The sequence below is a fragment of the Lewinella sp. genome (assembly GCF_050633125.1).
Taxonomy (GTDB): domain Bacteria; phylum Bacteroidota; class Bacteroidia; order Chitinophagales; family Saprospiraceae; genus Lewinella.
This window is the reverse complement of sequence record NZ_JBOEFX010000082.1, coordinates 24,328-50,310: the sequence shown is the minus strand read 5'-3', so window position 1 is coordinate 50,310 and position 25,983 is coordinate 24,328. Positions and strand designations below refer to the sequence as shown.

Genomic DNA, 25,983 nt, shown 5'->3' with positions numbered 1-25,983 from the left:
CCTGATTTCAGCTTACCTAAAATACCGCTCTAGCCTAGTAAGAAAATCCTGTCTCCGAGTGGAAGACACCGCAAGGCTTGCACCACCTTCCAGGATTACATAGCCACCTTTACCACGCACGTAACGATCTAGATAATCAATATTGATAAGATAGGAACGGTGTATCCTTATAAACTGATAGGGAGCGGCGAGCCTGTTTTGCATATCCTGTAAGGTTCGACAGACGAGGAGACGCTCTCCATCCTTGAAATGAAGGAAGGTATAATTACCTGCAGCTTCAAGATAGCAGATATTTTTGATGGGCTCAAAGCGAAGCCCATCTGTAATAGGGAGTGCAATTTTGGGGTTACGAATTGTTAGTGGTAACGCCCGTGATGCTTTTGTCAGTGTTGGTTGTTGTCCGGAGATAGCAGTCATAATAGTAGTAATTAATTCTGCTGCATATTAGGCCAATTACAAGGGCAATACAAACCGAAAACAAACCAAAAGTCAGGTTTCTATTTTTTAAACAAATACACCTTTGTCTGGGTTCTTACTTCAATATTCCTTAAATTGAAGGCAATGTTATCCGCTTTCAACCGACTTTCTAAAAATGTCCAAAACACCCTCCAAGCGCTTATTTGCGTTGATCAAATCGTTATCAGGCCCCGAAAAGCGCTACTTCAAAGTAGTCAATCGCTCTGATAGTGGTAGTAAATATTGGTTATTGTTCAATGCCATTGAATCCCAAGAAACCTTTAACGAGGCGCTACTACAGCAAGAGGTTTATGGAAAAACACCGGTACAAAGTCGCAAATACTCCGAACTTAAATCCTACCTCTACGACCTGCTCTTGAAAAGTCTACAGCAGTACGATGAACAAACATCGGTTGATTACCAGCTCAAGCACCTGCTGATGGGCATACGTTCTCTGCATCGCCGCTGGCTCTTTGATGATTGTAAATACATGTTAAAACGCACTAAAAAAATCGCGCTAAAATACGAGCGATTTAGCGTGATATTAGAAGTTTTAGATTGGGAAAAACAGCTGGCTTACGCCAGTGTCGATGTCGACTACTTAGACAACAACCTCGCCCTACTCCAAGAAGAAGAACAGGCTTGCCTGGCCAAAATGGCCAATATTAAAATCTATCAAGGACTGTTCTACCGTCTTTATTTAATGGTACAAAAAAATACGGTTCGTTCGCAGGAGGGCAAACAGGAAGTAGAAACATTAGCCAAGCATCCACTATTGATTTCCGAAGACCAATGCCTATCCTTTCGGGCTAAAATTCTCTTCTATCGTATCCACTCTATCCTCCATTATCAATTCCGGAAGATGGAAGTATTTTACACCTCCTGCAAAGCCCTCATTGAGTTCATGGAAAGCGAGCCTTCAATACTAAAAGAAGACAGCACACAGTACATTGCAGCGCTTAGCAACTTTGCTGCCAGTTGCGGCTACGAGGGGGCTTACCAAGAAATGAGGGATGTTTTGGAAAAACTTCGCAAAGTAAAGCCACAAACCATTGATGATCAGCTTAAAATACACCGCCAGTATTACAACAACTACTTTGGTTTGTGTATCAACACCGGCAGTTTTGAGGAAGGCCTCAAAGTATTAAAACGCCATTTACAGGATGTAAAGAAGATAGACAACTCTCTCTTTGAACACCGTAGTTTCTACTTTCAGTACTTCTATATTTACTTTGGTGTCGAAGATTATGACCAGGCTTTGAATTACCTTAATGAGTGGTTGAATCTGCCTCGAAGTGTGGACCAGCAAGACCTCCAGCACCTTGCTCGCCTGTTAAATCTGGTGGTACATTTTGAAGTAGGGAATACCATTCTGCTCACCTCTTTATTACGATCTACACAACGTAACCTCCAAAAGAAAGGGCGCTATAATACTTTTGAACAACTGTTTATTCAATGCTTAAAACAAGCAAATCAACTCCCTGCTTACCGGGAACAGCAAAAAGTATTCAAGGAGTATCTGAAAAAACTAGAAGCCCAGCAACTCACTGCTCGGGACCGAGCAACCCTCCGCTTCTTTGATTTTGAAAGCTGGCTAAAAAGCAAGGCTACTCGCACGTCTTTTTCTGAAGTCATCAGGGCTAAAAACAGTTTAGCTTGATCTATCCAATTCGGATAAAATCAAGCTAAAAATAATACGTACAAACTAAAGTACAATTTCTTTCTAAGGCATAATTTCCTGCTGCCCACTCCCCATGGTCGATGGTTGTGTGGCACTTGGCCCGCTGCCAATCAGCCCTTTAGAGCCCTTAACATCCCGAATCCGGATGGTAATCTCATCCCAACGCACAGTAAGCGAACCTCTGACAGTACCCGGCATTTCGCGGTAGCCACCTTTTACTTGCTTTAGTGCTTCCGTGTTTAGTGCTGTTGGCAATTTTTTATTGATGTTTAGTTTCTTTTGGTTCATAAGAAGTGTGTTTTACTGTAGAGATAAAAAATAGGTCTTTTTCACTTTTATGAAAGTACCACCATTTACGGATTCTGGCAAACCTAATTTTGCAAAAAGTCAGGTTGCTGAAAAGAAAACTGCTACAATTCAAAATACACCAGAATTATAACTAATATAATTTTGTCAATTTCAATATTTATGTTATGTTTATTTATCTCAAAAACAATTTGCTGTACTGACACTAGTGCTCCTTACTAGAGCCGAGCATCCGTAACTTTCCTAACGACAACCTTGTATTACCGGGCTAGAGCTACTCCTTACCGTAACACCAGTAAGGAAATTAACTATTCACCTATTATTGAAAAAACCAATTTTATGAAGCGAATTTTACTCTTATTAAACTTCCTGTTGATACTATTTATCGCTGGTAATGGCCAGACCGTAACAATAGGAAGTGGCACAACAGCATCTGGCTCTACTGGCAGCGACCCAATTGATGGTTATTATAATTCATTTCGATATCAAGTTGTATATACGAAAGCAGAACTAGAATCGGGGGGTACTCCTATGACTATAAATGATGAGATTACAGGATTAGGGTTTGACATTGATGGTGATTACGGGGGAGGTGATTTACTTGATTATACAATCAAAATCGGCCATACTTCTGCTTCAAATGCCAGCAATCACATCAGCGTAACGATGACGACGGTAAAAAATGCCTTTGACTATAATCCAACAGTTACAAGTGCTGGCTCTTTTGACATGATTTCGTTTGACAACAATTTTGTTTGGAATGGAACAGATAACATTGTCGTTGAAATTTGTTCAGATGGGCAGAATCCTTTTAGTAGTCCATACGGAAGTGTTAGAGGGGCAACAGTTACTAACGCATCCAGGAGATACCGTGTTGATGGAGCAACTAGTTGTGGTGTAAATACAAACACCACTAACAACCACAAGCCGAACATTCGTTTTAACTACATAGATGGTGTTCCTCCAACCTGTACTGGCCCTACCGCTACATTTACAGAAGTAGAAAACTGTGCTACTGGCTTTACGGTAGATATCAATGTCACCTCTATGGGCGACGCTGACAGTTACGATGTACAGGTAGGCGGTAGCTCTGTGGGTACCATTTCAGGAACAGGAACAACCAATGTCGGGCCATTTACCAATGGTATCCCTGTCGACATTACGCTTATTCACGATAGCGATTCAGATTGTGATATTACCGAGAACGGGTTGGTCAATGCCACTACTTGTCCGACTAGTGTAGATTGTGGTGGCGGAGGTGTGACTGACACTTATTGCTACACAAACTCCGACTTCGAAGTCATTGAGTTTACTTCAAGCGACGGAACCAGCCCCCTAAAAATCACATTTAATTCCGGCACGGTTGAAAACACCTACGATGAGCTAATTGTATATGATTCTGACGGTACAACCGAGCTATACAATGGTTATGGCAGTAGTGGCAATATTGCTGGACTAACCTTTACAGCTAGTGGCTCAAGCATCTCTTTCGGAGTACAAGCCGATATTTCAAACTCCTGTGTATCAACTGGGCAGACAACTATCAACTACACTGTCACGTGCCTATCCTGCACCCCTGCTACTGCTGGCAATGCAGCCCTCAGCCCCAACTGCCCAACCGACAACTCCGTCACCTTTGATGTGACAGATATGGGTAGTGCAAGTTCCCTCACGGTCACGAACAATGCTGGCGGCACAAATCCGTCCGACATTACGAGTACGGGCACTGGCTTCACCATCACGGGGCTTCCTAGTGATGGTAGTACCGTAACGATTACACTTACTCCTGATGATGACCCTACCTGTGCCATTACGCTAGGGCCGATTACATTAACAGCCTGCCCTCCGGCAGAAGATGTTTGTACCGGAGCTATTGACATTCCTGTTGCGAGCAGCTCCTGTGGAAGTATGACAACAGGCAACAACACGGGGGCATCGAATAGTAATAGTGATTCACCAGCACCTCCAGCAGCAACTTGTACGGGTTTTAGCGGTGGTGATATCTGGTTCAAATTCACAGTACCAGCTAGTGGCAATGCCATTATTTCAGGAGCATCTTCTGATTGCTGTTCCTACCTCTGGTATGAACTATACGAAGGTTCTGATTGTGCCAACCTGACCAAAGTAAGTTGTTCTAGCACAACTGGTAACAACCCCTCATCCTTTGAACAAACCGTCAGCGGACGTACACCTGGTGAAACACTATGGATCAGAGCATGGGACTCAAGCAATGACGATGGCCCTGGTGATTTTAACTTCTGTGTTTATGAGCCTTGTTCTATCAGTTTAATTGCCGATGGTGGAACAAGTACGGCTTGTAATAGTGGCACCAACGAATATGCACAGGACGTGATCGTTACCTACACCGCAGCTCCATCCACGGGTACACTTGACGTAACAATTGACGGTGTTACCGTTAATACAGCAATAACTAGTAGCCCACAAACGGTAACAGTTGCCGGTCTTACTGCTGATGGCGCTAGTAAAAACGTAACTGCTGCTTTCAGTGATGACGGTGGATGCTCTTTAACAACGAATGGCGTTTTTACCGCCCCTGCTGCCTGTGGGTGTGGTGTTCTTTCTATCACTGATGCAGGAACTGGTATCATGAATTGTTCTGGAGCAACCTACGATTATGAAGTGATTGTCACTTTTATTAATCCTCCAGGAACTGGCACACTGGATTTAACAGCTGGTACTGGCTCTGCCAGCGTCGCTATTGGCAGCAGTCCGCAAACCGTTTTAATCACGGGGCTATCAACAGATGGCAATAGTGTTAACGTAACTGCCGCCTTCAGTGATGATGGTGCTTGTACCACTACTGCTAACTCCCTATTCACTGCTCCTACGGCTTGCCCTCCGGCAAACGATGACCTTTGTAATGCTATTGCATTAACAATTAATAGTGGCTGTACTGGAGATGCTTACACCAATGTTGCAGCCACCACTCAAACCAACGAGCCTGCAGGTAGTTGCTTCTCTGGTGGTGCACAAAAAACCGTGTGGTTTTCTTTCACTGCACCTGCGTCAGGTAATGTGGAAATAACGACAGATATAGCTCCTGGTGACCTGAACGACTCTGAGATTGCTTTATATGGAGAAGGCGGTAGTTTTGACTGTACTGATTTATCTACCCTCACTGCCCAAGTCGCTTGCGACCAGGATGGCGGAAGTATAGGATCCGGCTGGATGTCCGTCATTAATGCTACCGGCCTGACCGATGGAGCTACCTACTACGTACAAGTAAGTGGTTATAGCAATGCTGATGGAGATTTCTGTATTGAGATCAATGAACCGTGTAGTATTTCAGCGATTACTGATGGTGGAACAAGTACGGCTTGCAACAGTGGTACAAATGAATACTCACAAGACGTTATCGTTACCTATTCTGGAGCTCCAGCCAGTGGCACATTGGATGTAACAATTGACGGTATCACTGTTAATGCAGCAATAACAAGCAGCCCGCAAACGGTAACCGTATCCGGCCTCACTGCCGACGGTGCGAGCAAAAACGTAACTGCAGTCTTTAGTGCCGACGGAGGCTGCTCGTTAACGACCAACGGCGTTTTTACTGCTCCGGCGGCCTGTGGTTGTCTAATTAACAGTATTACCGATGCAGGTACTGGCGTCATGAACTGTACGGGTACAACTTACGACTACGAAGTTATTGTCACCTTTAATAATGCCCCAGGCTCAGGTACATTGGACTTAACGGCAGGAACCGGTTCTGCCAGTGTGGCTATTGGCAGTAGCCCGCAAACCGTTTTAATTACTGGCCTAACGGCAGACGGCAATAATGTTAACGTCACCGCAAGTTTTAGTGCCAACGGTGCTTGCACAGCTAGTGCCAATGCACTGTTTACTGCACCAGTAGCCTGTCCGCCAGCAAACAACGATTGTGCCAATGCTACTGTTATCCCCGTTACCTTGGACGGTACTTGCTCTAACCAGATTTTAGGTACAAACGTGGGTGCTACGGCATCAGGAGAAACACCAACACCTAGTTGTAGTAGCTTCGGAAGCGGAATCGACAACTGGTATATTGTTACGGTTCCTGGATCAGGCGACGTAACGATTGAAATGCAATCCGCAGGCGGACCAACGGACTGGGGAATGCAGGTTTACACAGGAGGCTGTGGTAGTTTAGTTCGCCTTGAATGCGATGATGATGACGGATCAGGGCTTTTCCCCTTAGTAACTTTAACAAGTCGCACGCCTGGAGAAGAATTATTAGTTAGGGTTTTTGAATACAGCAATAATGAAACAGGTACTTTTAACATTTGTGCTTATTCTACCCCTGAATGCGGCGAAAATTCCGTTTACCTAGAAACCGCCAATGGTACTTACGACCTCGACGATCCTTGCGACGATAGTAACGGTTGGACTTACTACAGTGCCCCTGGATCACTGGGCAATTATATGTTTGCCATTGAATGGGATCCCAATAGCACGGGTGCTAATGCCACTGCTAAAGCCAATGCCGATGTTAGCGTAAACATACAGAGTATGATTACTGCGGAAAACGGAACAACCTCCGCCTCCTATGGCATGGGCCGATACTGGAACGTTGACCTGAATGGCTCATCAATGAACGGCTTGGTAAATGTTAAATTCTTCTACGATCCGGCAGAGAAAACAGCAGTAGAAACAGCAGCTTCAGACTTCGCCAGTGCCAACAGTGTCCCTAACAATGGCTTCTCTTGGTTCAAGACTGAAGGCACCGCATTTACTCCAGGAGATATTACCTCTTCCGATTTCCAATCCAGCGTCGTACTCTTAACCGAAGATGGATCAGGTACAGAGAATGGGGTTACTTATGTCCAGTTTGATGGTATATCTTCTTTCTCAGGTGGTACAGGAGCTACTGGTGCCGGTGCAGGTTTTCTACCTGTAGAGTTGATGGCATTCCGAGGAAAAACCATGGAAGCTGGCAACAAACTTTCTTGGGAAACTGCCACAGAACAGAATGCAGCTCACTTTATCATTGAACGTTCAATAGATGGTCATTCTCGCTGGCAAGATTTGGGCAGTGTAGCCGCAACGGGAAATTCTCAGTCCATCCAGCAGTATAGCTATATGGACGATAAGCCGCTAGCCAATGCCTACTACCGTTTACGGATGGTTGATCAAGACAATAGCTTTGCCTATAGTCCTATCATTCAACTACAGCGAGAGGCTAAGGACGCCGGCTTGGCGGTATTCCCCGTTCCTGCTCAAGATGAAGTTCAAGTAAGCTTCTTTTTGACACAAGCAGGGCCAGTTGCTATAAGCATTTTTGATTTAACCGGTAAATTGGTAAGTAAAACGACCTTGAATCTTACGGTAGGTAATCAACAGGAAAGATTGGATATCAGCTCTCTCTCAAGTGGTCTCTACCTCTTGAACGTCGAGATTAACGGGAGACGGTACGTCGAACGCTTGATAAAGCAGTAGTGCTTTTCAGTTCTTAAAAACATCAACCCGGATTTTGCCAAAACGCAAAATCCGGGTTGTTTTTTAAACGTGAGACTTGAATGTAAATATCTCTTTTTGACAGCACAAGTCATTGTACAGGGTATGTGGTAAATTCAGAGGCCACCAAAGCCCCTTTACCCTATACTAAGTATCTATTACAGTGAGGCGAAGCCTTACCTCCTACCCGTTACTAAAATCAATCTCCGTATTATCACCAATGTTCAAACTCTGGCGTAAACCAGTGATCGACGTATCATTACCTACCACTGAACGTTGAAGAATAACCTCTTTTATACTGGTGTAATTACCAATAATCGATTCTTTGAGGATAGCATTATTGATCATCACATTGGAGCCTACCGTCACGTGAGGGCCTATGATGCTGTTAGAGATACGGCAATCTTTACCGATACTTACGGGATGGATGATGATCGAATTCTCAAGATTTGGGATATCCTCCGAGGCGAAGCCTTCTCTATCCAAGAAGATGGCATTTGTTTCTAATAGTACTTGACGCTGCCCACAGTCAAACCAATTATCTACAGGATAGATATCGAAATGAACGTCTTTTTCCAACATCCGCATCAGAGCATCCGTCAGCGGAAACTGCTCATTGGTTTTTATTTCTCTACTGATATTGAAAGACAGCGCATCGATCAATAGTGGTACTTCCTTGATTTTGTAAATGCCAACCATAGCCAAGTCTGACCTCGGTATACGGGGTTTTTCTACCAAACGATGTACTTTTTGGCTACCTCTCAGTTCAACAACACCAAACTGGCGTGGATCAGCGACCTTCTTTACTGCCAGGCAGGAATGCTTATTATGAACGATTTCTTCAATCTTGGCATCAATAATCACATCTCCAAAAAAGATAATGATTTCTTCTGCATCAGCGAAATGCTCACGTGCAATCCAGAGGGCATGGCCAGAGCCCAGGCGATCCGTCTGTGTAACAAATGTGGCTTCTAAATCAGGGTATTTGTCCTGAATATAACTTTCAATTTTCTCACCTAGGTAACCAACGATGAAGATAAATTCTTCAACCCCTGCTCCCAACAATTGGTCTACAATAAAAGAAATAATAGGCTTCCCTGCTACTGGAATCAGTGGCTTGGGTTGGGTATAAGTGAGAGGTCTCAGGCGTTTTCCTGCTCCCGCAACGGGAATGACAGCTTTCATAAGGGAACAGATTAAAAATTTAGTAAGTTGACAAGGTAAGCATTAATTGAATTAGAATCGAAATTTGCATTTAAAAACCACCTCGTGTTAGACATGGCCTCAATCCACTGCAACTGTTTAGCACTCCAAACCTACGACAACCCAATGCTCTCCATCAGGCGCCTGATAGCGGGTCATCTCCACAAAACCTACCTTCTCATGGGCACGTATTGAACGGGTATTGCGTTCAGATATTTCGGTTAGAATTAGATCAAAATGAGGTGCCATCCGCTCCTGCATTTTCTGGTAAAGACCTTTAAAAACACCTTGCCCACGGTATTTTCTAGCCACACAAACTTGCCCCATCAAAATATAACGAAACGATGCCACTGGCTGGCTTTGCCATTCCATTTCATGAATTCTTTCTATAAAAGGAACTAGAACAGGGACACGTTCTTTAAAATCTTCTGTCATCGAGAGCGCATAACCAACTACATCATCACCTGCTTTTGCCACGGTATGCGCAAAAGGATGGTTCATATCCCGCAATAAATCCATTTCATGAACCACAGTCAAGAAGCCCTGTTCCAGTGCTTCCTCTGGACTGATACTCCCTGGGAGGTTTATGGATTGAAGCGCGAGTATGCCCTCCAAATCGTGATCATTCCGAGCAGATGTATATTCGACCATACTAGAACATTTTGGCCTGCCCATTTTCGTCTAGATCAAATTCGATACTATCTCCAGCAGATAACTTTTTGCTCCCCTTACTTTCTTCTTTTACTTTAGATTCCTTTGCTTTCGCCAAAGGAGGCCCTTGTGTCTCCAGTAATTTTTTAGAGAGACTGATCTTCACATCTTCCAACTTATTGCCAACAGATTTCCATCCTTTTACGTCAATAAACTCGGCCAAATTTATCGATTTATCTTCCTTGCCTTCTTTGGTTCGAATGCTGTATGGAAGAACAGGCTGTTCAGCGGCGCTCGCATAAAAGAGCTTCGACTGATTATGCTCCGTAATATAAGGGAAACGCTGCCCAGTACTCGATGTCTCTACTTTAAAGCGTTTGACTACGGTCCACTTACGCTCTCCTTCGTAGTAAACGGCGCTAATCACCATATCCTCATGGTATTTCCCTAAGAAAAACAGCTCCTTGGGTTCAAAACGCTTGTTGATATCCAGGTCCATCAATTCGTACGAACCATCGGTATAAAGTGCCATCAACTGATCACCGGTATCGAAAGCTCCTAGGTAAAGGCCGCGTTCGTCGGTATTGAGTCGGCCACTCACATTATCCATCCACATTTTCATAGCACCCAGCGTAGATTTCCCTACTTCTTTGAGCGTAATCTTACGCACCCCGTAGCGGGTCATGATATTGCCCTTTGAGCCACGTCCTTTGATATCTATTTCTCCAAAATCAACGTCAAAATTCTTGATTCTTGCCTTGGCATTTTGCGTAAGCTGTACGTTGATCACCTCTGCTTCGCCATTCGGATTAGCACTGAAGTAAAGTACTTTGTTGAGCTTATGCCCCGTCGTCAGATCATATTCCCGATCTCGGGTAATAGCGGTTACATTAAAGCGCTTGATCATCGAACGGCCCGTTTTCGCATCTACGTAAACTAAATTGTACGTAGTTCGATCATCACCTTTCTTCCAAACATCAACATGAAGAAGGTCTTTACCTACGAAGGTTTTATCATCAATCCTGGTTACCATGAATTTGCCGTCACGACGGAAAACAATGACGTCATCAATGTCCGAACAGTCGGTAATGAAAGTATCTTTCTTCAATCCCATACCCACGAAACCTTCCTTCAAATCGGCATAAAGCTTGGCATTGTTTACCACTACCTGTGCTGGCTGCACCTTATCAAAGGTGGTAATTTCCGTCTTCCGGTTTTGGTCTTTGCCATACTTGGCTAACAAGTGCTCAAAAAAGGCAATTGCATACTCCGTAAGGTGAGCCAAATCATGCTTTACTTGCTTGAGTTCTTCTTCAAGCTTAGCAATAAGTTCATCAGCCTTGAAAGTATTGAACTTAGAAATTCGCTTGATCTTTATTTCCGTCAGGCGAACAATATCGTCTTCGGTGATGTCGCGAATCAACAGCAGGCGATCATCCTTAGGGCCCACTTTTTCGCCGGGCACCCGAATGTATTTTCGCAATCCTTTATCAATAAGCTCTAGTACTGCCTCCCAGGTTTCGGCTTCTTCGATATCGCGGTAAACACGCTGCTCGATGAAGATTTTTTCCAGACTAGCAAAGTGGAGTTTTTCCTCCAGCTCTTTTTGCCGAATTTCCAACTCTTTGCGTAGTAAGCCCTTGGTGTTTTCGGTAGAGATATAAAGCATTTCTTCCACCGTAAGGAAGTGCGGCTTATCGTCGATAATAACACAAGCATTGGGAGAAATCGACATCTCGCAATAGCTAAAGGCATAAAGGGCATCAATCGTAAGGTCCGGTGATACGCCCGTAGCCAACTCAATAGCTATTTCAACTTCAGCAGCCGTATTATCAACGACCTTCTTGATTTTTATTTTGCCCTTATCGTTGGCTTTAATGATGCTGTCAATCAGAGAAGTAGTGGTGATACCAAAGGGCAATTCACGGATAACCAGGTTCTTGTTATCCACCTTTTCAATCCGGCAACGCACCTTCACTTTGCCGCCTCGTTTACCGCCTTGATAATCGGTAACATCGATCATACCGCCGGTCTCAAAATCAGGATAAATCTTAACGCGCTTGCCTTCCAGTATTTTAATAGAGGCTTTGATCAGCTCGTTAAAGTTGTGGGGCAAGATTTTCGTACTCAAACCTACCGCAATACCTTCTGCACCCTGGCTCAGCACCAACGGAAATTTCACCGGCAAGTGGATAGGTTCTTTTTTACGGCCATCATAAGAGAACTGCCAATCCGTCGTTTGCGGATTAAAGACCACTTCGAGCGCAAACTTGGTCAGACGTGCCTCGATATAACGAGAAGCTGCTGCCCGGTCACCAGTGCGGGAATCGCCCCAGTTCCCCTGCGGGTCAATAAGCAGGTCTTTTTGCCCAAGGTTCACAAGTGCATCACCAATGGCGGCATCACCGTGAGGGTGGTACTGCATGGTTTGGCCAATGATGTTGGCAACCTTGTGATAACGGCCATCGTCCATCTGCTTCATCGCGTGCAGAATACGGCGTTGTACCGGCTTTAGACCGTCCAATACTGCAGGTACCGCACGTTCAAGAATTACATAACTGGCATAATCCAGAAAATAATCCTGATACATTCCTTTCAGGGTAACAATATTGTCCTCATCACCCGGTGGTCTGCGATCGTCTTTATTGGGGTCCTGCGCTTGGCTCATCCTATTATTTTAGTCCTGACTTCAATCTCATTCTTCAACTCTCAACAGATAGCCTAAAGGCGCTGCCTAGAACTGACAAAATGCTTAAAAAGCTCGAAGATAAATATTCTCAGCAAAAGTACGAAAATCTTGTTTTTAAAACAAAAAATTTATTTCAAATAAACCATTGTGTTTTTTATTGGAAGACGAGTAAAAGAGGTTATTGAATATGGTGGTTTGAAATAAGGTCGTCTTGCTGCTGCTCGTCGGGAGACGAGCGGGATACAGTCTGTTAGTTAGGAAACTAACAGGAGCAGGTTACAGGTTAGTCGTGTAATATCGCTATCTCACATAGAAGGATATTAAATCACTAAGCCGAAACACTTCCCCAGGCGAACACCCCATACAAGTAAGGACATCCGAGTTTCTATTAACTATTCTTTCAATTATTTCTAGATCATATTCAGGTATTTTGAATCCGTCTTTATTGAGCCTCAAAATACCTATTAGGCCATATGCTTGGATATCCATATTCGTTGACGACATGAAATTCCATAGGCTCTCATATTTATTTCCAGAGCACATATCTTCCATTTCAATCCATTCTTTAGTAGGCTCTCCAGAAAACCCACATCCGCTGCTAAACATATGCGTATCAAAAAACTCTTTTTCTATATCCTTTATTCTTTTTGATGTTTTGAATAAAGTATTATGCGCTTTCAAGTAATTCCGTATAGCAGCCCTATCCTTAATTAGCAAGTTTTCATGATTACGATAAATCATTTTAATCGCTAAAATTCTGTCATTCTCAACTAACGCTTTTAGATTATAGTAATAATCATTCTCATCTAACTGAAAAGAGATGTTCTTTTCTGAACATCCAAAACCTATTTCTCTATTAACATTTCCATATTCAATAAACGTGCCTTCTAGTTCATCTTGAATTGAAATGATTAAACTCGGAAAATCATCGCATTTATCAACCATTTCTTCAACGGCACTAAACTGACCTATTAATACTGTTTGTAGGAAAATCAATAAGGAAAATGTCATCTGTCTTTATTTTACATAAAGGTCCAATCCAANNCACGATAGTTAGCAATAATAAAACAAGGCTAAAAATGTAGCGTCTAATCATGCACTCTTAACTATCTCTTTGTTAAGAATATAGGAAACGTAAACTCTCCTTTTTTTAATCCATTTTCAAGTTCAATGCCTTTTATTGACAAGTAAACTTGTGAGGAGGGGATCAATTCACCAATAGTCAATCTGTATACTTTGATTATCTCCTCTTCTTCAAGCATTTTGGCCAAATTGTCCATACTAATACCTTCAGGATAAACATAACTAAATTGAACACCTTCCCATTTACTCCCAATTCTGTTTTCTGCATTTTCCACGAAAACAGTATCACTTAACTGCATTTCATATTGTGCGAACCTAACTACTTCCTTATCCAGATCAATTTGAATATCTGCAAATCCTCCCGGCCCTCCTGTTGTATAGAACTTTATTTTCCTATTACTTTTTGATACTTCAAAGGTAAATGTACCTTCTGATGACATTTTATAGTTATCAATAAGCCCTTTTAACTCCAAAAATTCTTCAGGCGTTAAACCGAGTTTACTATCATATTTATCTGGAAATCCATTCTTCGATTCTTTCACAAAATCCACATACCAATCATAATTATCCTGAACATGAGAAAACATCTTTTGAAGCAACTCACCCTGTCTTTCTTTGCCCAATGACCCCGTCATCAAATCAGCAGTATAAAAACCCTCTTCTAACAAATCCTCTATGTAATCGCAAGGGTTATCAAATTGTAAAAGGTGAAATTCTTGAGCGTTTCCAATATTACACAAACTAAAAAGCAGGGGAAGTGCAACTAAGAGTTTATTCATCAATTACTTATTTCTTTTCGAAAAACATTCATTTTTAAGCGCTAAGCAAAATCGTTTACCCAAAAGTAAGAATTCAGTCTATAATTTTCAATCAAGCGATTTCATACAATCGCTCACTTTACTTTCTAATACCTTCCCACCCTACGACGCCTGCCGCATCCCCTGCTTCATCCTTTGGCCAATCCTACCGCGCATAAGTTCTGGATACTGGTACGTAATTCTTTGCTGCCACCGTGGAAAATAGTCTTCTTTTACCAACATATTGGCCGTGCTTTGGGCCAACTGTTGCGTAATCTCTGGACAGTAAGGGTACTGCGCGAGGCAATCAACCATAAAAGGCAGCATATCTGGCATCATCCGCTTGCCCTGATGATGAATCTGGAGCCAAACGATGGCCCGCGCTAATGGCAAGTGGTAACGAAGTAGCGGACAACAATCTGCCGACACAGGATGCCCATTGCGAGAGGTATGCCGCGCCTGCGTGATGACCGTCTGCAATACATGCCACCAATCATCGAGGATATTGCGCAGATTATGATCGTGCTGGGGCCAGTGTGCGAATTTCTTAAACTGGTGCCAATCATCCACCGGATGAGAACTACGGCCCAACTCAAAGAGCGCAGGAAGTACCTTGTTTAATTCGGCAGAAGGAAACTGTTCCAAATAACTGGATAGTGCCCGCCCAAAGGTGTCACAGGTTTTGATTCCTGAAAAGTGAAAGCTACCCGTTTCGTTTTCTTCTTCTGGCGAAGCACCGTTTTCAAAGAGTTTTTTCAGAAAAGTAATCATAGAAGACAGGTTTTTGGTCGCGTCTGGCCGCTGGTGTGTTTTCTCAAATCTTTTTCAAAATACGCTATTTCTTCGACTTTGTCAACCAAAAAATGTTAAAATAACACAATGTAATTTTTTTGATTACAAATAGGTAGAAACAAATCAACTGTCACTTTTCAGAGGGGAATCTTTTTTATCACATAGACATATAGCGAGTACATTTTATCACATAGCCACATAGAAGAGGGGGCTTAAATATATGTGTGTGTTGTCAAGCTCTTATTACCTCTCCCACAAACAAAAACCTATGTGTCTATGTGAAAACCTATTGTGACTATGTGATAAAAAAGGCATCTGGATTAACTTCATCACATAAACATATCCTTTTCTTTCACAAACATTCTATGCACCTCTATGTGATAAAATCCCGCGAATACGCAGTTCTTGCCCTATCTTGGGAATACAAAACTCATCAGAGAATAAAAACAATGCCATGCAAAAGCCATACTTGTTTACGTTACTGACCGCCCTGGCCTTCGGCCATTGGAGTTGTACCTCAACTCCCCCTGCAGAGGAAAGCACCGCTACCCTACCCTCCTTTGAGGTGACCCTCCCGGCTGAGTTGGCCGACCAAGCACTGGATGGGCGTTTGTTGGTCATGCTCTCCACAGAGGAGGAAGGTGAGCCTCGCTTTCAGATTTCTGATGGCCCTGAAACCCAGCTGGCTTTCGGGATGGATGTGGAAGGCTGGGAGCCTGGCAGCACCCTCACTTTCACGCCCGACACGCCTGGCTATCCCTTGGCCAACCTGGCAGATATACAAGAAGGTGATTACCGCGTACAGGTATTGCTCCACAAGTACGAGACCTTCACCCGCAGCGATGGCCACACCGTAAAGCTCCCCATGGATCGCGGCGAAGGCCAGCAATGGAACCGAGCCCCTGGAAACCTCCTCAGTACGCCCACAAAAATGAGCATCACAGCAGGCAAGACCCACCAACTGACCTTCGACCAAGCGATTGCCGAAATAACGCCGCCAGAGGACACCGAATGGATCAAGCACATCAAAATACGCTCTGAGCTTCTGAGTGAATTCTGGGGGCGTGACATGTATCTCGGTGCTCATGTGTTGCTGCCAAAAGGCTGGGCCGAACATCCAGATGTAAAGTACCCACTGGCCATTATGCACGGGCATTTCCCATCCGATTTTGGAGGCTGGCGCACAACTCCTCCTGATACTTCTACGCCCTGCGAATACAGCGAACGTTTTCAGCTCGATTGTTACAACCACATCGTAGAGCAAGAACAATACGCTTTTTATGAATCCTGGACAGGTGATGATTTCCCTCGGGTTATCGCCATCGAAATTCAGCACGCCAATCCTTATTATGATGACAGCTATGCCGTCAATTCAGAAAACCTTGGTCCTTATGGGGATGCGATTACCAGGGAGTTGATCCCCTATATTGAAGAGCAGTTTCGTGGTATTGGCGAAGGTTGGGCACGCTTCCTCTACGGAGGATCTACCGGTGGCTGGGAAGCGCTAGCTGCGCAGGTCCTCTATCCTGACGATTATGGTACCTGCTACGCTGCTTGTCCGGACCCCATTGACTTTAGGGCTTTTTGTTTGACCAATATCTATGAAGACAAAAATGCTTATTTCCTACAAAGTGATTACAAAACGACGGAAGTCCCTGGCCACCGCGATTACCTCGGAAATGTGCATAGTACCTTACGGGAAATGAATCAACGTGAGCTTGTACTCGGCACTCATAGCCGTTCCGGCCAGCAGTGGGATATCTGGGAAGCTGTTTACAGTCCGGTAGGCGACGATGGTTACCCCCAACGCATCTGGGACAAAATCACCGGCGAAATTAACCCCGAAGTCGCTGAATTCTGGAAAGAAAACTACGACCTTGCCTATATTATGAAACGCGATTGGGCAACGCTGGGGCCGAAACTAACTGGTAAAGTACACATCTACTGTGGCGACATGGATAATTACTACCTCAACAATGCCGTCTATCTGGCAGAAGAAATTCTCGAAGAAACTACCGCTCCCTACTACGACGGCGAGGTAGATTACGGCGACCGTGCCGAGCATTGCTGGAATGGTGACCCTACCCAGCCAAATGCCATCAGCCGCTTGCGTTACCATCAGATGTTTATCCCCAAATGGGTAAAAGAAGACATGCCAAAGATTGCGCCACAAGGGGCGGATGTTAGGTCTTGGAGGTATTGATGTGGTTGCTGGTTAGATGGTTGTTGGTTCGATAGTTTGTTGAACAATCTCAATTACGTTTGACCTATCAATTCCCAATTCAGACTTCCCACTTCCGACTTTATAATAAGAGGTTATTTTTATCAAAAGAGATACTATGCGTTATTGGCCTTTCTTACTGGTGCTTTTATATACTAGCGTGGTTGCTGGGCAGGATACTACGGATGTGTACCGCCTCAGTAAGATGAGTTACATGGAGCTGCCTTATGCACAGAGGATAAACTGTGACAGCACTCCGGGCGACAACCTTAGTCATCGTATTTGTTTAAACTTAGCTTTTCAGGAGGCTGATGCCGCAATGAATGCTCAATTTACGAAGCTGCTTGAGCAGCAGGAGGGCGACTCCTTGCGGCAGGAAATTATCATCTACCAACAAGCGTGGGTAATGCACCGCCGCCGGCATAGCCATTCCGCTGCGGATGGTTATCGCGGCCACTTGTTGGGCATCATTTATCTCAACCACATGCTGCAAATAACCCGTATACGGAAAGACGAATTGGACTTTTTATTGAGAGAGGAATAAAAAGCACCAAGTAAGCATATCCAAAAGAAAAGGGCCAAACGTATTCTCTACGCTTGGCCCTTCGCTTATCTATTATCTAATTCCTTTTACTGTTTATACATCCAGCAATAACAAATTAGGATTCTCCAAGAGTTCCTTCACGCGTACGAGGAAGGTTACCGAAGTACTACCATCGATTACGCGATGATCGTAAGACAGTGCCAGGTACATCATCGGACGAATCTTTACTTCTCCGTTGATGGCCATTGGGCGATTGAAGATGCCGTGCATCCCTAAAATAGCCGATTGTGGCGCATTTACAATAGGCGTGCTCAGTAAAGAACCAAAGACACCACCATTGGTAATCGCGAAGGTTCCTCCCTGCATTTCGTCCAGGGTCAGTTCGCCGTTACGGGCGCGGCCAGCCAGGCGCTTAATTTCTAATTCGATTTCAGCAAAGTTCAGCGATTCTACATTTTTAACGGGAGGTACAACCAATCCGGTAGGAGTAGAAATTGCGATGGAGATATCTGCGTAATCGTGGTATACCAGCTCGTTATCGTCGATAAAGGCGTTCACGTCAGGCTTTTCCATCAGTGCTTTAGCACAAGCTTTAGAGAATAAAGACATGAAGCCTAGCTTAACGCCATACTTTTCGACAAATTTCTCCTGAACCTGCTTGCGAAGAGCCATCACATTGGTGAGGTCTACTTCATTGAAGGTGGTAAGCATCGCCGTTTCGTTCTTCGCTTTGGTGAGGCGAGTGGCGATAGTGCGCCGCATACGGCTCATTTTCTTGCGAGACTCTTCTCTGCTGAAATCAGCACGCGGAGCGGGTGCGGGAGCCGCCGCCGCTGGAGCCTTGGGTGCAGGAGCGGTAGCTTTATCAGCGTCGGCTTTCGTTATTCTTCCGTCACGGCCAGTACCTTGAACGTTTTCGGCAGCGATATTTTTTTCCGCCAGGATCTTATTCGCAGCAGGGCTTGGATGCCCTTTGGCGTAAGAATTAGAGGCTGCAGCCGGTGCCGGTGCTTCTTCTTTCTTAGCGGGGGCTTCTTCCTTAGCAGGAGCAGTGCCTCCACTTCCACCTTCTGGAGCAGCAACACTGGTATCAATTTTGGCAACCAGTGCTCCAATCTCGAGATCCTCCTCTTCGGCAGCTACATGAATGAGCTTACCCGCAGCTTCTGCAGGAAACTCGAGGGTAGCTTTATCAGATTCGAACTCACAGATGGGTTCGTCAAGTGCAACGTATGCTCCGTCGGCTTTGAGCCATTGAGAAAGGGTTACTTCTGTGATGGATTCCCCAATAACGGGGACTTTCATTTCTACGATACTCATGAGGTGGAAATCAGTCTAATTAATGCGCAAACTTGCGGCCTTTGATTGAGAATACAAAATCTAACCCTGATAAATTTGTAGTACCAGATTTTTGTACGGTCTCTTAATTAACGCTCCGTAGTGCGATTTGGATCATAAAGGTAATAATGAATTACCGGAGGTGTGTCTTTTTTTTGTTCATTAGAAATATAAAGGTTGCCAGCAAGGTCAAAACACAAGCCTTCAGGTTGGCGGTGTAATGCTTTGGGCAACTTATCAATATGAAGAATTTCGCCAGCGCTATTGATAACGATTAAGAGGTTTCCTTTCGATGAAGTAAGGTAAAAATTATCCGTTAAAGGATGAACTGCCAGTGCTGCCGGACTCAGGTCAAAATCTGCTTTCTCTGGATCAAAAATATCACATAACTTATGGTGGTCTGGCCCAGGCTTACAATCCTTGAGGTAGGCGCTCACAGCTTCGCGATCTAATAACAACAAAGGTTCCGTAAGAAAGCTTTTCGTTTCTAAATCAAAAGCATAGATGGCTTTATAACGGTTGGGGTCTAGTTCTCCTCCTGGTTGTGCTTTACACGCCAACAATAACTGATTACGCGCCGGCCAATAACTCAAGCCTTCGATATCATTATCTCCCGTTAAAAAGCCGTTGTATTTTACTACCGTCTGCTCACTCGTACCAGCGTGAGCTATTTCATAAATAGTTCCCGTGCTTTTTACAACATAAACCGTAGACCCGACCTGTTCTACCCCTTCATAATCACCTTCTTTCCAGAAGGGAATTTGCTGAACAATTCGCCCAGTCATTTTATCCAATACAAACAACTCTCCCAACTCATCCTGTACAGCCAATAGATAAGTTTCCGTCGGTTCAACGGATAGCCCCGAGATTTCCACTAGCCTTTCGTCCAGTGAAAAACTTTGTGCAGGATTATCCCAATCATAAGGATCTGCATGATTATGATGCTCCTGACTGAAGGATACGGTGACAAAAAAACAGCATATAAAAAGGATAAACAAATGCTTCGGGGTCATGCACTTTTGGTATTTGGTTAAGCAACAAGCTATGATTTCAATTCGCCTCGCATAAAACGAAAAAAACGGCCAATTAGTACGAATTCAAAATGAGAAACAGCACGAAAACAAGGCCGTTTAAAGAATAAACATTAACAACTATACCAATATAGCAACTTTAACGTTTGAGTACACTAACATTTGAGTGACTTTATGCGTTCTAAAGTCGTCAAACCATTGTTTTGAACTTTCCCAAGAACATTTTTTCGCTCTAGCTATAAAAAATCATGCTTACCATAATTATTGTCACACTTATTTACAGATGGGTAATTACCCGTTTTTTCCGCAATACGCAATAATCATTGCGCAGAAAATAAGCTGAGCCGTCTTTGTGGTCTTCCAAATAGTTGACACGCTTAAATTGAACCGCTTAGCCAACTTTTTGAAAAACGACAACTCAATTTATTTCCGTGCTGTTCCTAATCATTGCGCAGAAAATAAGCTGAGCCTGTTATCTTTGAGTCATGAATCAATGGATAAGAGAAATTCACCAATATTGTCAGCGGCATTCTTCACCACCACCGGCTACTTTGGTTGCACTTGAGCGGGAGACCCACCTCAAGACGCTGGCTCCTCAGATGTTATCGGGTGCTTTGCAAGGGCGTTTTTTAGCCATGCTAAGTCGAATAATGCGCCCTCAACAGATCCTTGAAGTAGGTACTTTTACAGGCTACGGCGCACATTGCCTGGCCGAAGGTCTACTCCCCGCCGGGCATTTACACACCATTGAAGGCAACCCCGAGATCGTCTACCTCATCAAGAAGCACCTTACTGCTGCTGCACTGGATGAAAAAGTAACCGTTCATCAAGGCGATGCCAAACTCATTATTCCTACTATCTCTGGCAACTTCGACTTGGTATTTCTTGATGCCAACAAACGTGAATACGACCAATACTTCGACGCCCTTGCTGATCGTATCAACCCCGGCGGAATTATTCTGGCAGACAACGTTCTTTGGAGTGGTAAAGTAGTCAGCGGAGCAACCGACCAGGATACCCAAACGCTAGATGCTTTCAACAAGAAAGTACTCGCAGATGAACGTTTCCACAACCTGATCCTTCCCCTTCGCGATGGCTTAATGATGGCGCAACGCAAATAGATTAAAAAAATGGCTTTTTCCTTCCTTTGAAGTTTGGCAATTCCCGGGAATATGACCTATCTTTCCTTTCTTGTCAAACTCCTTTTGCTATGACCTTTCTTTGTATTTCTTTTTATTTTAAAGGTACCCGCTTTCTAGAAGCATGTGCCGCCGCTGGTAATACAGTGTATTTGTTGACCAAAAAATCATTGGAAGACAGTCCTTGGCCCAGAGCATCCCTCAAGGATGTTTTCTATTTAGAAGACGATGCCAATACGCCAAAGAATTACGAGGAAATGCGCAAAGGTATCGCTTGGCTTTTGCAAGAAAACAAAGTTGATCGCATCGTAGCCTTAGATGATTTTGATGTCGAAAAGGCGGCATATCTTCGTGAAGAATTCCGAATTCCGGGAATGGGGCAAACCACTGCTCGCTATTTCCGAGACAAATTGGCTATGCGCATCAAGGCTCGGGATGCAGGCATTCCTGTACCTCCTTTCTCTGCGCTGTTCAACAATGAAGAAATTAATGAATACGCTGCTACTGTAGCCCCCCCATGGGTTGTAAAGCCCAGGGCAGAAGCCAGTGCCTTAGGAATCAAAAAAGTTCATTCTGCCGAGGACCTCTGGAAGGTTGTCAATGAATTGGGCGAAAAACGCAACAACTATCTCGTTGAGCAATTCCTCCCCGGTGACGTTTACCACGTAGATGTTATCTCTAGTGAAGGCGAAATCACCTTTTGTCAGGTATCCAAATACCTCAACACGCCTTTTGAAGTAGCTCATGGCGGTGGTATTTTCCGGTCTCAAACAGTTCCTTACAAAGGTGTTGAAGACGAAGGGTTGCGCAAACTTACCGGCGATGTGATGAAAGCTTTTGGCATGAAATTCAGCGCCAGCCATACCGAGTTTATCCGCTCGCACGCGGATGGTCATTTCTACTTCCTGGAGACTTCTTCGCGCGTGGGTGGTGCTCACCTCGCTGAAATGGTGGAATACGCGTCGGGCATTAACCTCTGGGCAGAATGGGCCAAGCTGGAAACGGCTGTCGCTAAAGACGAGACCTACGAATTACCTACGGTACGAAAACACCATGCCGGCATCCTCATTTCTCTTGCCCGGTATGAGCATCCAGATACCAGTGGTTTTCAAGACCCCGAGATTGTTTGGCGCATCAACAAGCCTCACCACGTTGGTTTCATTGTTCAATCTACCAGCCGCGAGCGAGTGACTGAACTTTTGGACAGCTATGCCGAGCGGGTTTTCAATGAATTCCATGCCAGTGCACCGGCACCGGATAAACCCACCGATTAATTCCCTTCATGATCTGGGAAATCACTATTCGCGGGTTTAAAGCTTTTCTTCGTTTAGAAAAAGCATTATCATCTCACAGCATTGTAGCTTACGAAAGAGACGTTCGCAAGCTGGTAACATTCTTGGAGTTACACAGTGACGAAACACCTCCTCGCAAAATAACCCGGCAGCAATTAGAAAACTTCCTGGAATGGCTCAACGGTCTTGAGCTTGGCATCCGATCTCAGGCACGGATACTCTCAGGGATTAAAACCTTCTATACTTATTTACAAACAGAAGAAATTCTAGAAAAAGACCCCACCGAGTTGCTCGAAGGCCCAAAGCTAGGGCGCTACATTCCCGAAGTGCTTACCTACGAGGAAATTCAAGCGATGTTGGCAACGATTGATTTGAGTACTGACCACGGACTCCGAAACCGAGCTATGCTGGAAATGCTATACGCTAGCGGATTAAGGGTGAGTGAATTGACGCAGCTCCCCCTTCGGCACGTCTACTGGGAAATGGGATTCCTGAAAATCATTGGCAAAGGAGACAAAGAACGCCTCGTTCCTATCGGGGAAGACGCCATCAAACATCTTCGCTTTTACCTGGAGGGGGTTCGGCGACATCTCAACAATATCAAACCAGAAGCCCGGCACCTGATTTTCCTCAATCGCAGAGGCGGAAGCCTTAGCAGAATAATGGTTTACAACATCGTAAAAAAGTGCGCCAAAGAAGCGGGTATTGAAAAAAATGTAAGTCCTCATACTTTTCGTCATTCGTTTGCGACACACCTTATTGAAGGCGGTGCAGACCTCCGAGCTGTTCAGGATATGCTGGGGCACGAATCAATTCTGACTACTGAAATTTATACGCACCTGGATTCAGACTTCCTGCGGGAAACTATCTTACAGTTTCACCCCCGCAATCGTCCTATTGAGGAATAATTAGAGAATCAAAAATCGACTTCATGATTAAGAAATATGGATGGCTCATCACCTTGTTATTGGTCGCTGCTTTTTACATCGGCCGCTACTTTTATTTCCAACCCAAATACACGAATGGCAAGCCAGCACCGGCCTTTACCGCCCAACTCCGTGACGGCAGTCCTTTTGCACTCAGCGACCTGGAAGGAAAATATGTTTTGCTTGATTTTTGGGGTAGCTGGTGTGGGCCTTGTCGTGCTCAAAACCCTGGTATCGTAGCGTTGTATAATGCTTATCGCGAACAACAATTCAGCGACGGAGAAGGCTTCGTCGTTCTCAACATAGGCGTAGAAAAAGACAGCAGTCGATGGGAGCAAGCCATCCTTAGAGATCAATTAAACTGGCCCTATCATATTATGGACCACTCTACCAGTTTGAAGTTTTTCAATGGAGACATTTCTAACCTTTATGGCATTGCCGAAGTACCTACTTCTTATCTTATTGACCCACAGGGACAAATCATTGGTGTAAACATGACGGCAGAACAAATGGCACGCTTACTGGACCAACGGCTGTCAAAATGACGCACCTTCCGTGCTTGGCAAAGTAATTGCTATTGATAGTATGATGTTTAAAAAACTTCGACACTCAATGAGTAAGAAACAAGATAAAGAAACGCTTGACGAACAGTTGAACGATGCGCAAGACGTGGCCGAAAACACCGACCAAGAAAGCACAGAACCAACTGATAACCAAAGCGATAACGACAACAGCGAAGCAAAGCTGATGCAAGAACGAGACGAATTGCGCGACAAGTATCTCCGTCTGATGGCAGAGTTCGACAACTTCAAGAAGCGCAATATTCGCGAACGAATGGAGCTGATGAATACCGCTGCCCGCGACACCATGACAGCATTGCTGCCTGTATTGGACGATTTTGACAGGGCACAACATCTTTCAGAAGATCAGAAAAACTCTCCGGCCTTTCAGGAAGGAATCGAACTGGTTTATCACAAACTATTTTCTATTCTCAAGCAGCGAGGCCTCGAGCCAATGGAAAGCACCGGCCTTCCTTTTGACCCGGAGCTACACGCTGCAATCACTGAAATCCCTGCTCCGACAGAGGAATTGAAAGGAAAAATTGTCGACACTATCGAACGTGGTTACACTTTGAAAGGGAAGATTATTCGTCACGCGAAGGTAGTTACTGGCAAATAACAAGCAAGATGGCAAAGAGAGATTTCTATGAGATTCTGGGGTTAGATAAGTCAGCTGATGCGGCGGCCATTAAGAAGGCATACCGCAAATTGGCGATCCAGTTCCACCCCGACAAGAATCCTGATAATAAAGAGGCGGAAGAAAAGTTCAAAGAAGCAGCCGAAGCTTACGAGATCCTTAGTGATGAGGACAAACGTGCTCGTTATGATCGCTTTGGACACGCTGGTGTGGGCCAAGGTGCTGGCGGCGGTGGTTTTGCTGGCGGCGGCATGACCATGGATGATATTTTCTCTCAGTTTGGCGATATTTTCGGTGAAACCGGAGGAGGCTTTGGTTCTTTCTTTGGTGGTGGACGTACCTCTACCCGCAGCCGTGGAGAACGGGGTAGTAATCTTCGTATCAAAGTTTCCTTAACCCTTGAGGAGATTGCTAAAGGAGTTACCAAAAAAATAAAAGTCAAGAAGCAGGTTGGTTGTGACCAATGTGGTGGTAGTGGTGCCAAAGACAGTTCTTCGGTATCCACTTGTAATACTTGCCGCGGATCAGGTATGGTACGCCAGGTACGCTCTACCATCTTGGGACAAATGCAGACCACTACGACCTGTCCGACATGTAATGGTAGCGGCCAAACCATCAAGGATCGCTGTACCAAATGTAAAGGTGACGGCCGGATGTACGCTGAGGAGACCATTGAGATTCCTATCCCAGCGGGTGTGGAAGCCGGCATGCAGCTCAGTATGCGTGGCAAAGGCAACGCAGGTCGCATGGGCGGCCCCGCTGGTGACCTACTCATCAACATTGAGGAAAAAGCACATGACGACCTCCAAAGAGACGGCATGAACCTCATTCATGATCTCTACCTCAATTTTGCCGATGCAGCATTGGGAACGTCCGTTGAAGTTCCTACTATCGACGGGCGGGTGAAGATCAAGATTCCGCCAGGCACTCAGTCCGGGAAAATTTTCCGTCTCAAAGGCAAAGGATTGAGTAATGTTCAAGACTACGGCCAGGGTGATCAACTCATCCACGTAAATGTCTGGACGCCTAAAAAACTTACCGACGAAGAAAAGCGAATGATGGAAAGTCTCCGTACCAAAGAGAATTTCCACCCACAGCCTGGCAAAAGTGATCGCGGCTTTTTTGACAGGATGCGAGATTATTTTAAGGGATAATTTTTTGAGCGCCAAGTACCTGAATCAAGTAC

The 25,983-nt window shown here is 44.6% G+C and carries 20 protein-coding genes; 10 read left to right on the top strand and 10 right to left on the bottom strand.

All coding sequences use genetic code 11. The features are described 5' to 3' along the window. Nucleotides 1-12 precede the first annotated feature (12 nt). Complete coding sequence (locus ACRBG0_RS18300; protein ID WP_431488312.1) at nt 13-417, bottom strand: LytR/AlgR family response regulator transcription factor; 405 nt, start codon at nt 415-417, stop codon at nt 13-15. A gap of 175 nt (nt 418-592) precedes the next feature. On the opposite strand from ACRBG0_RS18300, the gene ACRBG0_RS18295 reads away from it, so the two are divergent. Beyond that, on the top strand, nt 593-2,116 hold the full coding sequence (locus ACRBG0_RS18295; RefSeq protein ID WP_431488311.1) for a hypothetical protein: 1,524 nt from the start codon (nt 593-595) through the stop codon (nt 2,114-2,116). Between the two features lie 63 nt (nt 2,117-2,179). Here ACRBG0_RS18295 and ACRBG0_RS18290 read toward each other — a convergent pair whose 3' ends face one another. After that, the gene (locus ACRBG0_RS18290) at nt 2,180-2,425 is read right to left on the bottom strand and encodes a hypothetical protein (RefSeq protein WP_431488310.1); all 246 of its coding nucleotides are present in this window, start codon (nt 2,423-2,425) and stop codon (nt 2,180-2,182) included. 357 nt (nt 2,426-2,782) lie between these two features. On the opposite strand from ACRBG0_RS18290, the gene ACRBG0_RS18285 reads away from it, so the two are divergent. Next, entirely contained in the window at nt 2,783-7,876 is a 5,094-nt protein-coding gene (locus tag ACRBG0_RS18285; RefSeq protein ID WP_431488309.1) for a T9SS type A sorting domain-containing protein, read from the top strand. A 201-nt stretch (nt 7,877-8,077) separates the two neighbouring features. Here ACRBG0_RS18285 and ACRBG0_RS18280 read toward each other — a convergent pair whose 3' ends face one another. From ACRBG0_RS18280 to ACRBG0_RS18255, 6 genes are all read right to left on the bottom strand, one after another. Then, nucleotides 8,078-9,079: a sugar phosphate nucleotidyltransferase gene (locus tag ACRBG0_RS18280; protein ID WP_431488308.1), complete on the bottom strand. Its 1,002-nt coding sequence runs from the start codon at nt 9,077-9,079 to the stop codon at nt 8,078-8,080. Between the two features lie 117 nt (nt 9,080-9,196). Further along, on the bottom strand, nt 9,197-9,748 hold the full coding sequence (locus ACRBG0_RS18275) for an N-acetyltransferase family protein (protein ID WP_431488307.1): 552 nt from the start codon (nt 9,746-9,748) through the stop codon (nt 9,197-9,199). Between the two features lies 1 nt (nt 9,749). Beyond that, nucleotides 9,750-12,416: a DNA gyrase/topoisomerase IV subunit A gene (locus ACRBG0_RS18270; protein ID WP_431488306.1), complete on the bottom strand. Its 2,667-nt coding sequence runs from the start codon at nt 12,414-12,416 to the stop codon at nt 9,750-9,752. 321 nt (nt 12,417-12,737) lie between these two features. Then, a complete protein-coding gene (locus ACRBG0_RS18265) occupies nt 12,738-13,448 on the bottom strand; it encodes a hypothetical protein (protein WP_431488305.1) in 711 nt (236 codons plus the stop codon). Between the two features lie 95 nt (nt 13,449-13,543). After that, nucleotides 13,544-14,299: a hypothetical protein gene (locus ACRBG0_RS18260; protein ID WP_431488304.1), complete on the bottom strand. Its 756-nt coding sequence runs from the start codon at nt 14,297-14,299 to the stop codon at nt 13,544-13,546. Between the two features lie 141 nt (nt 14,300-14,440). Continuing rightward, on the bottom strand, nt 14,441-15,088 hold the full coding sequence (locus ACRBG0_RS18255; RefSeq protein WP_431488303.1) for a hypothetical protein: 648 nt from the start codon (nt 15,086-15,088) through the stop codon (nt 14,441-14,443). Between the two features lie 475 nt (nt 15,089-15,563). Here ACRBG0_RS18255 and ACRBG0_RS18250 point away from each other — a divergent pair, with 475 nt between their 5' ends. Together ACRBG0_RS18250 and ACRBG0_RS18245 are read left to right on the top strand one after the other, a co-directional pair. After that, nucleotides 15,564-17,312: an alpha/beta hydrolase-fold protein gene (locus ACRBG0_RS18250; RefSeq protein ID WP_431488302.1), complete on the top strand. Its 1,749-nt coding sequence runs from the start codon at nt 15,564-15,566 to the stop codon at nt 17,310-17,312. A 136-nt stretch (nt 17,313-17,448) separates the two neighbouring features. Further along, complete coding sequence (locus tag ACRBG0_RS18245) at nt 17,449-17,874, top strand: lysozyme inhibitor LprI family protein (RefSeq protein ID WP_431488301.1); 426 nt, start codon at nt 17,449-17,451, stop codon at nt 17,872-17,874. 93 nt (nt 17,875-17,967) lie between these two features. On the opposite strand, the gene odhB is transcribed toward ACRBG0_RS18245, so the two are convergent. Next, nucleotides 17,968-19,194 carry a 2-oxoglutarate dehydrogenase complex dihydrolipoyllysine-residue succinyltransferase gene (gene odhB, locus ACRBG0_RS18240; protein ID WP_431488300.1) on the bottom strand — a complete coding sequence of 409 codons (1,227 nt, stop codon included), beginning with the start codon at nt 19,192-19,194 and terminating at the stop codon, nt 17,968-17,970. Between the two features lie 107 nt (nt 19,195-19,301). Continuing rightward, nucleotides 19,302-20,225 (bottom strand): SdiA-regulated domain-containing protein, encoded by a 924-nt coding sequence (locus ACRBG0_RS18235; RefSeq protein ID WP_431488299.1) that lies wholly within the window; start codon nt 20,223-20,225, stop codon nt 19,302-19,304. 503 nt (nt 20,226-20,728) lie between these two features. Between ACRBG0_RS18235 and ACRBG0_RS18230 the strand changes: the two genes are divergently transcribed. From ACRBG0_RS18230 to dnaJ, 6 genes are all read left to right on the top strand, one after another. Then, nucleotides 20,729-21,364: an O-methyltransferase gene (locus tag ACRBG0_RS18230; RefSeq protein ID WP_431488298.1), complete on the top strand. Its 636-nt coding sequence runs from the start codon at nt 20,729-20,731 to the stop codon at nt 21,362-21,364. 89 nt (nt 21,365-21,453) lie between these two features. Further along, a complete protein-coding gene (locus ACRBG0_RS18225; protein WP_431488297.1) occupies nt 21,454-22,656 on the top strand; it encodes an ATP-grasp domain-containing protein in 1,203 nt (400 codons plus the stop codon). An 8-nt stretch (nt 22,657-22,664) separates the two neighbouring features. Beyond that, nucleotides 22,665-23,582, top strand: a complete 918-nt coding sequence (xerD, locus tag ACRBG0_RS18220) for a site-specific tyrosine recombinase XerD (protein WP_431488296.1) — start codon at nt 22,665-22,667, stop codon at nt 23,580-23,582. A gap of 23 nt (nt 23,583-23,605) precedes the next feature. Further along, nucleotides 23,606-24,145 (top strand): TlpA family protein disulfide reductase, encoded by a 540-nt coding sequence (locus ACRBG0_RS18215; RefSeq protein ID WP_431488295.1) that lies wholly within the window; start codon nt 23,606-23,608, stop codon nt 24,143-24,145. A gap of 67 nt (nt 24,146-24,212) precedes the next feature. Further along, nucleotides 24,213-24,779, top strand: a complete 567-nt coding sequence (locus ACRBG0_RS18210; protein WP_431488294.1) for a nucleotide exchange factor GrpE — start codon at nt 24,213-24,215, stop codon at nt 24,777-24,779. 8 nt (nt 24,780-24,787) lie between these two features. Further along, complete coding sequence (gene dnaJ, locus ACRBG0_RS18205) at nt 24,788-25,951, top strand: molecular chaperone DnaJ (protein ID WP_431488293.1); 1,164 nt, start codon at nt 24,788-24,790, stop codon at nt 25,949-25,951. Nucleotides 25,952-25,983 lie beyond the last annotated feature (32 nt).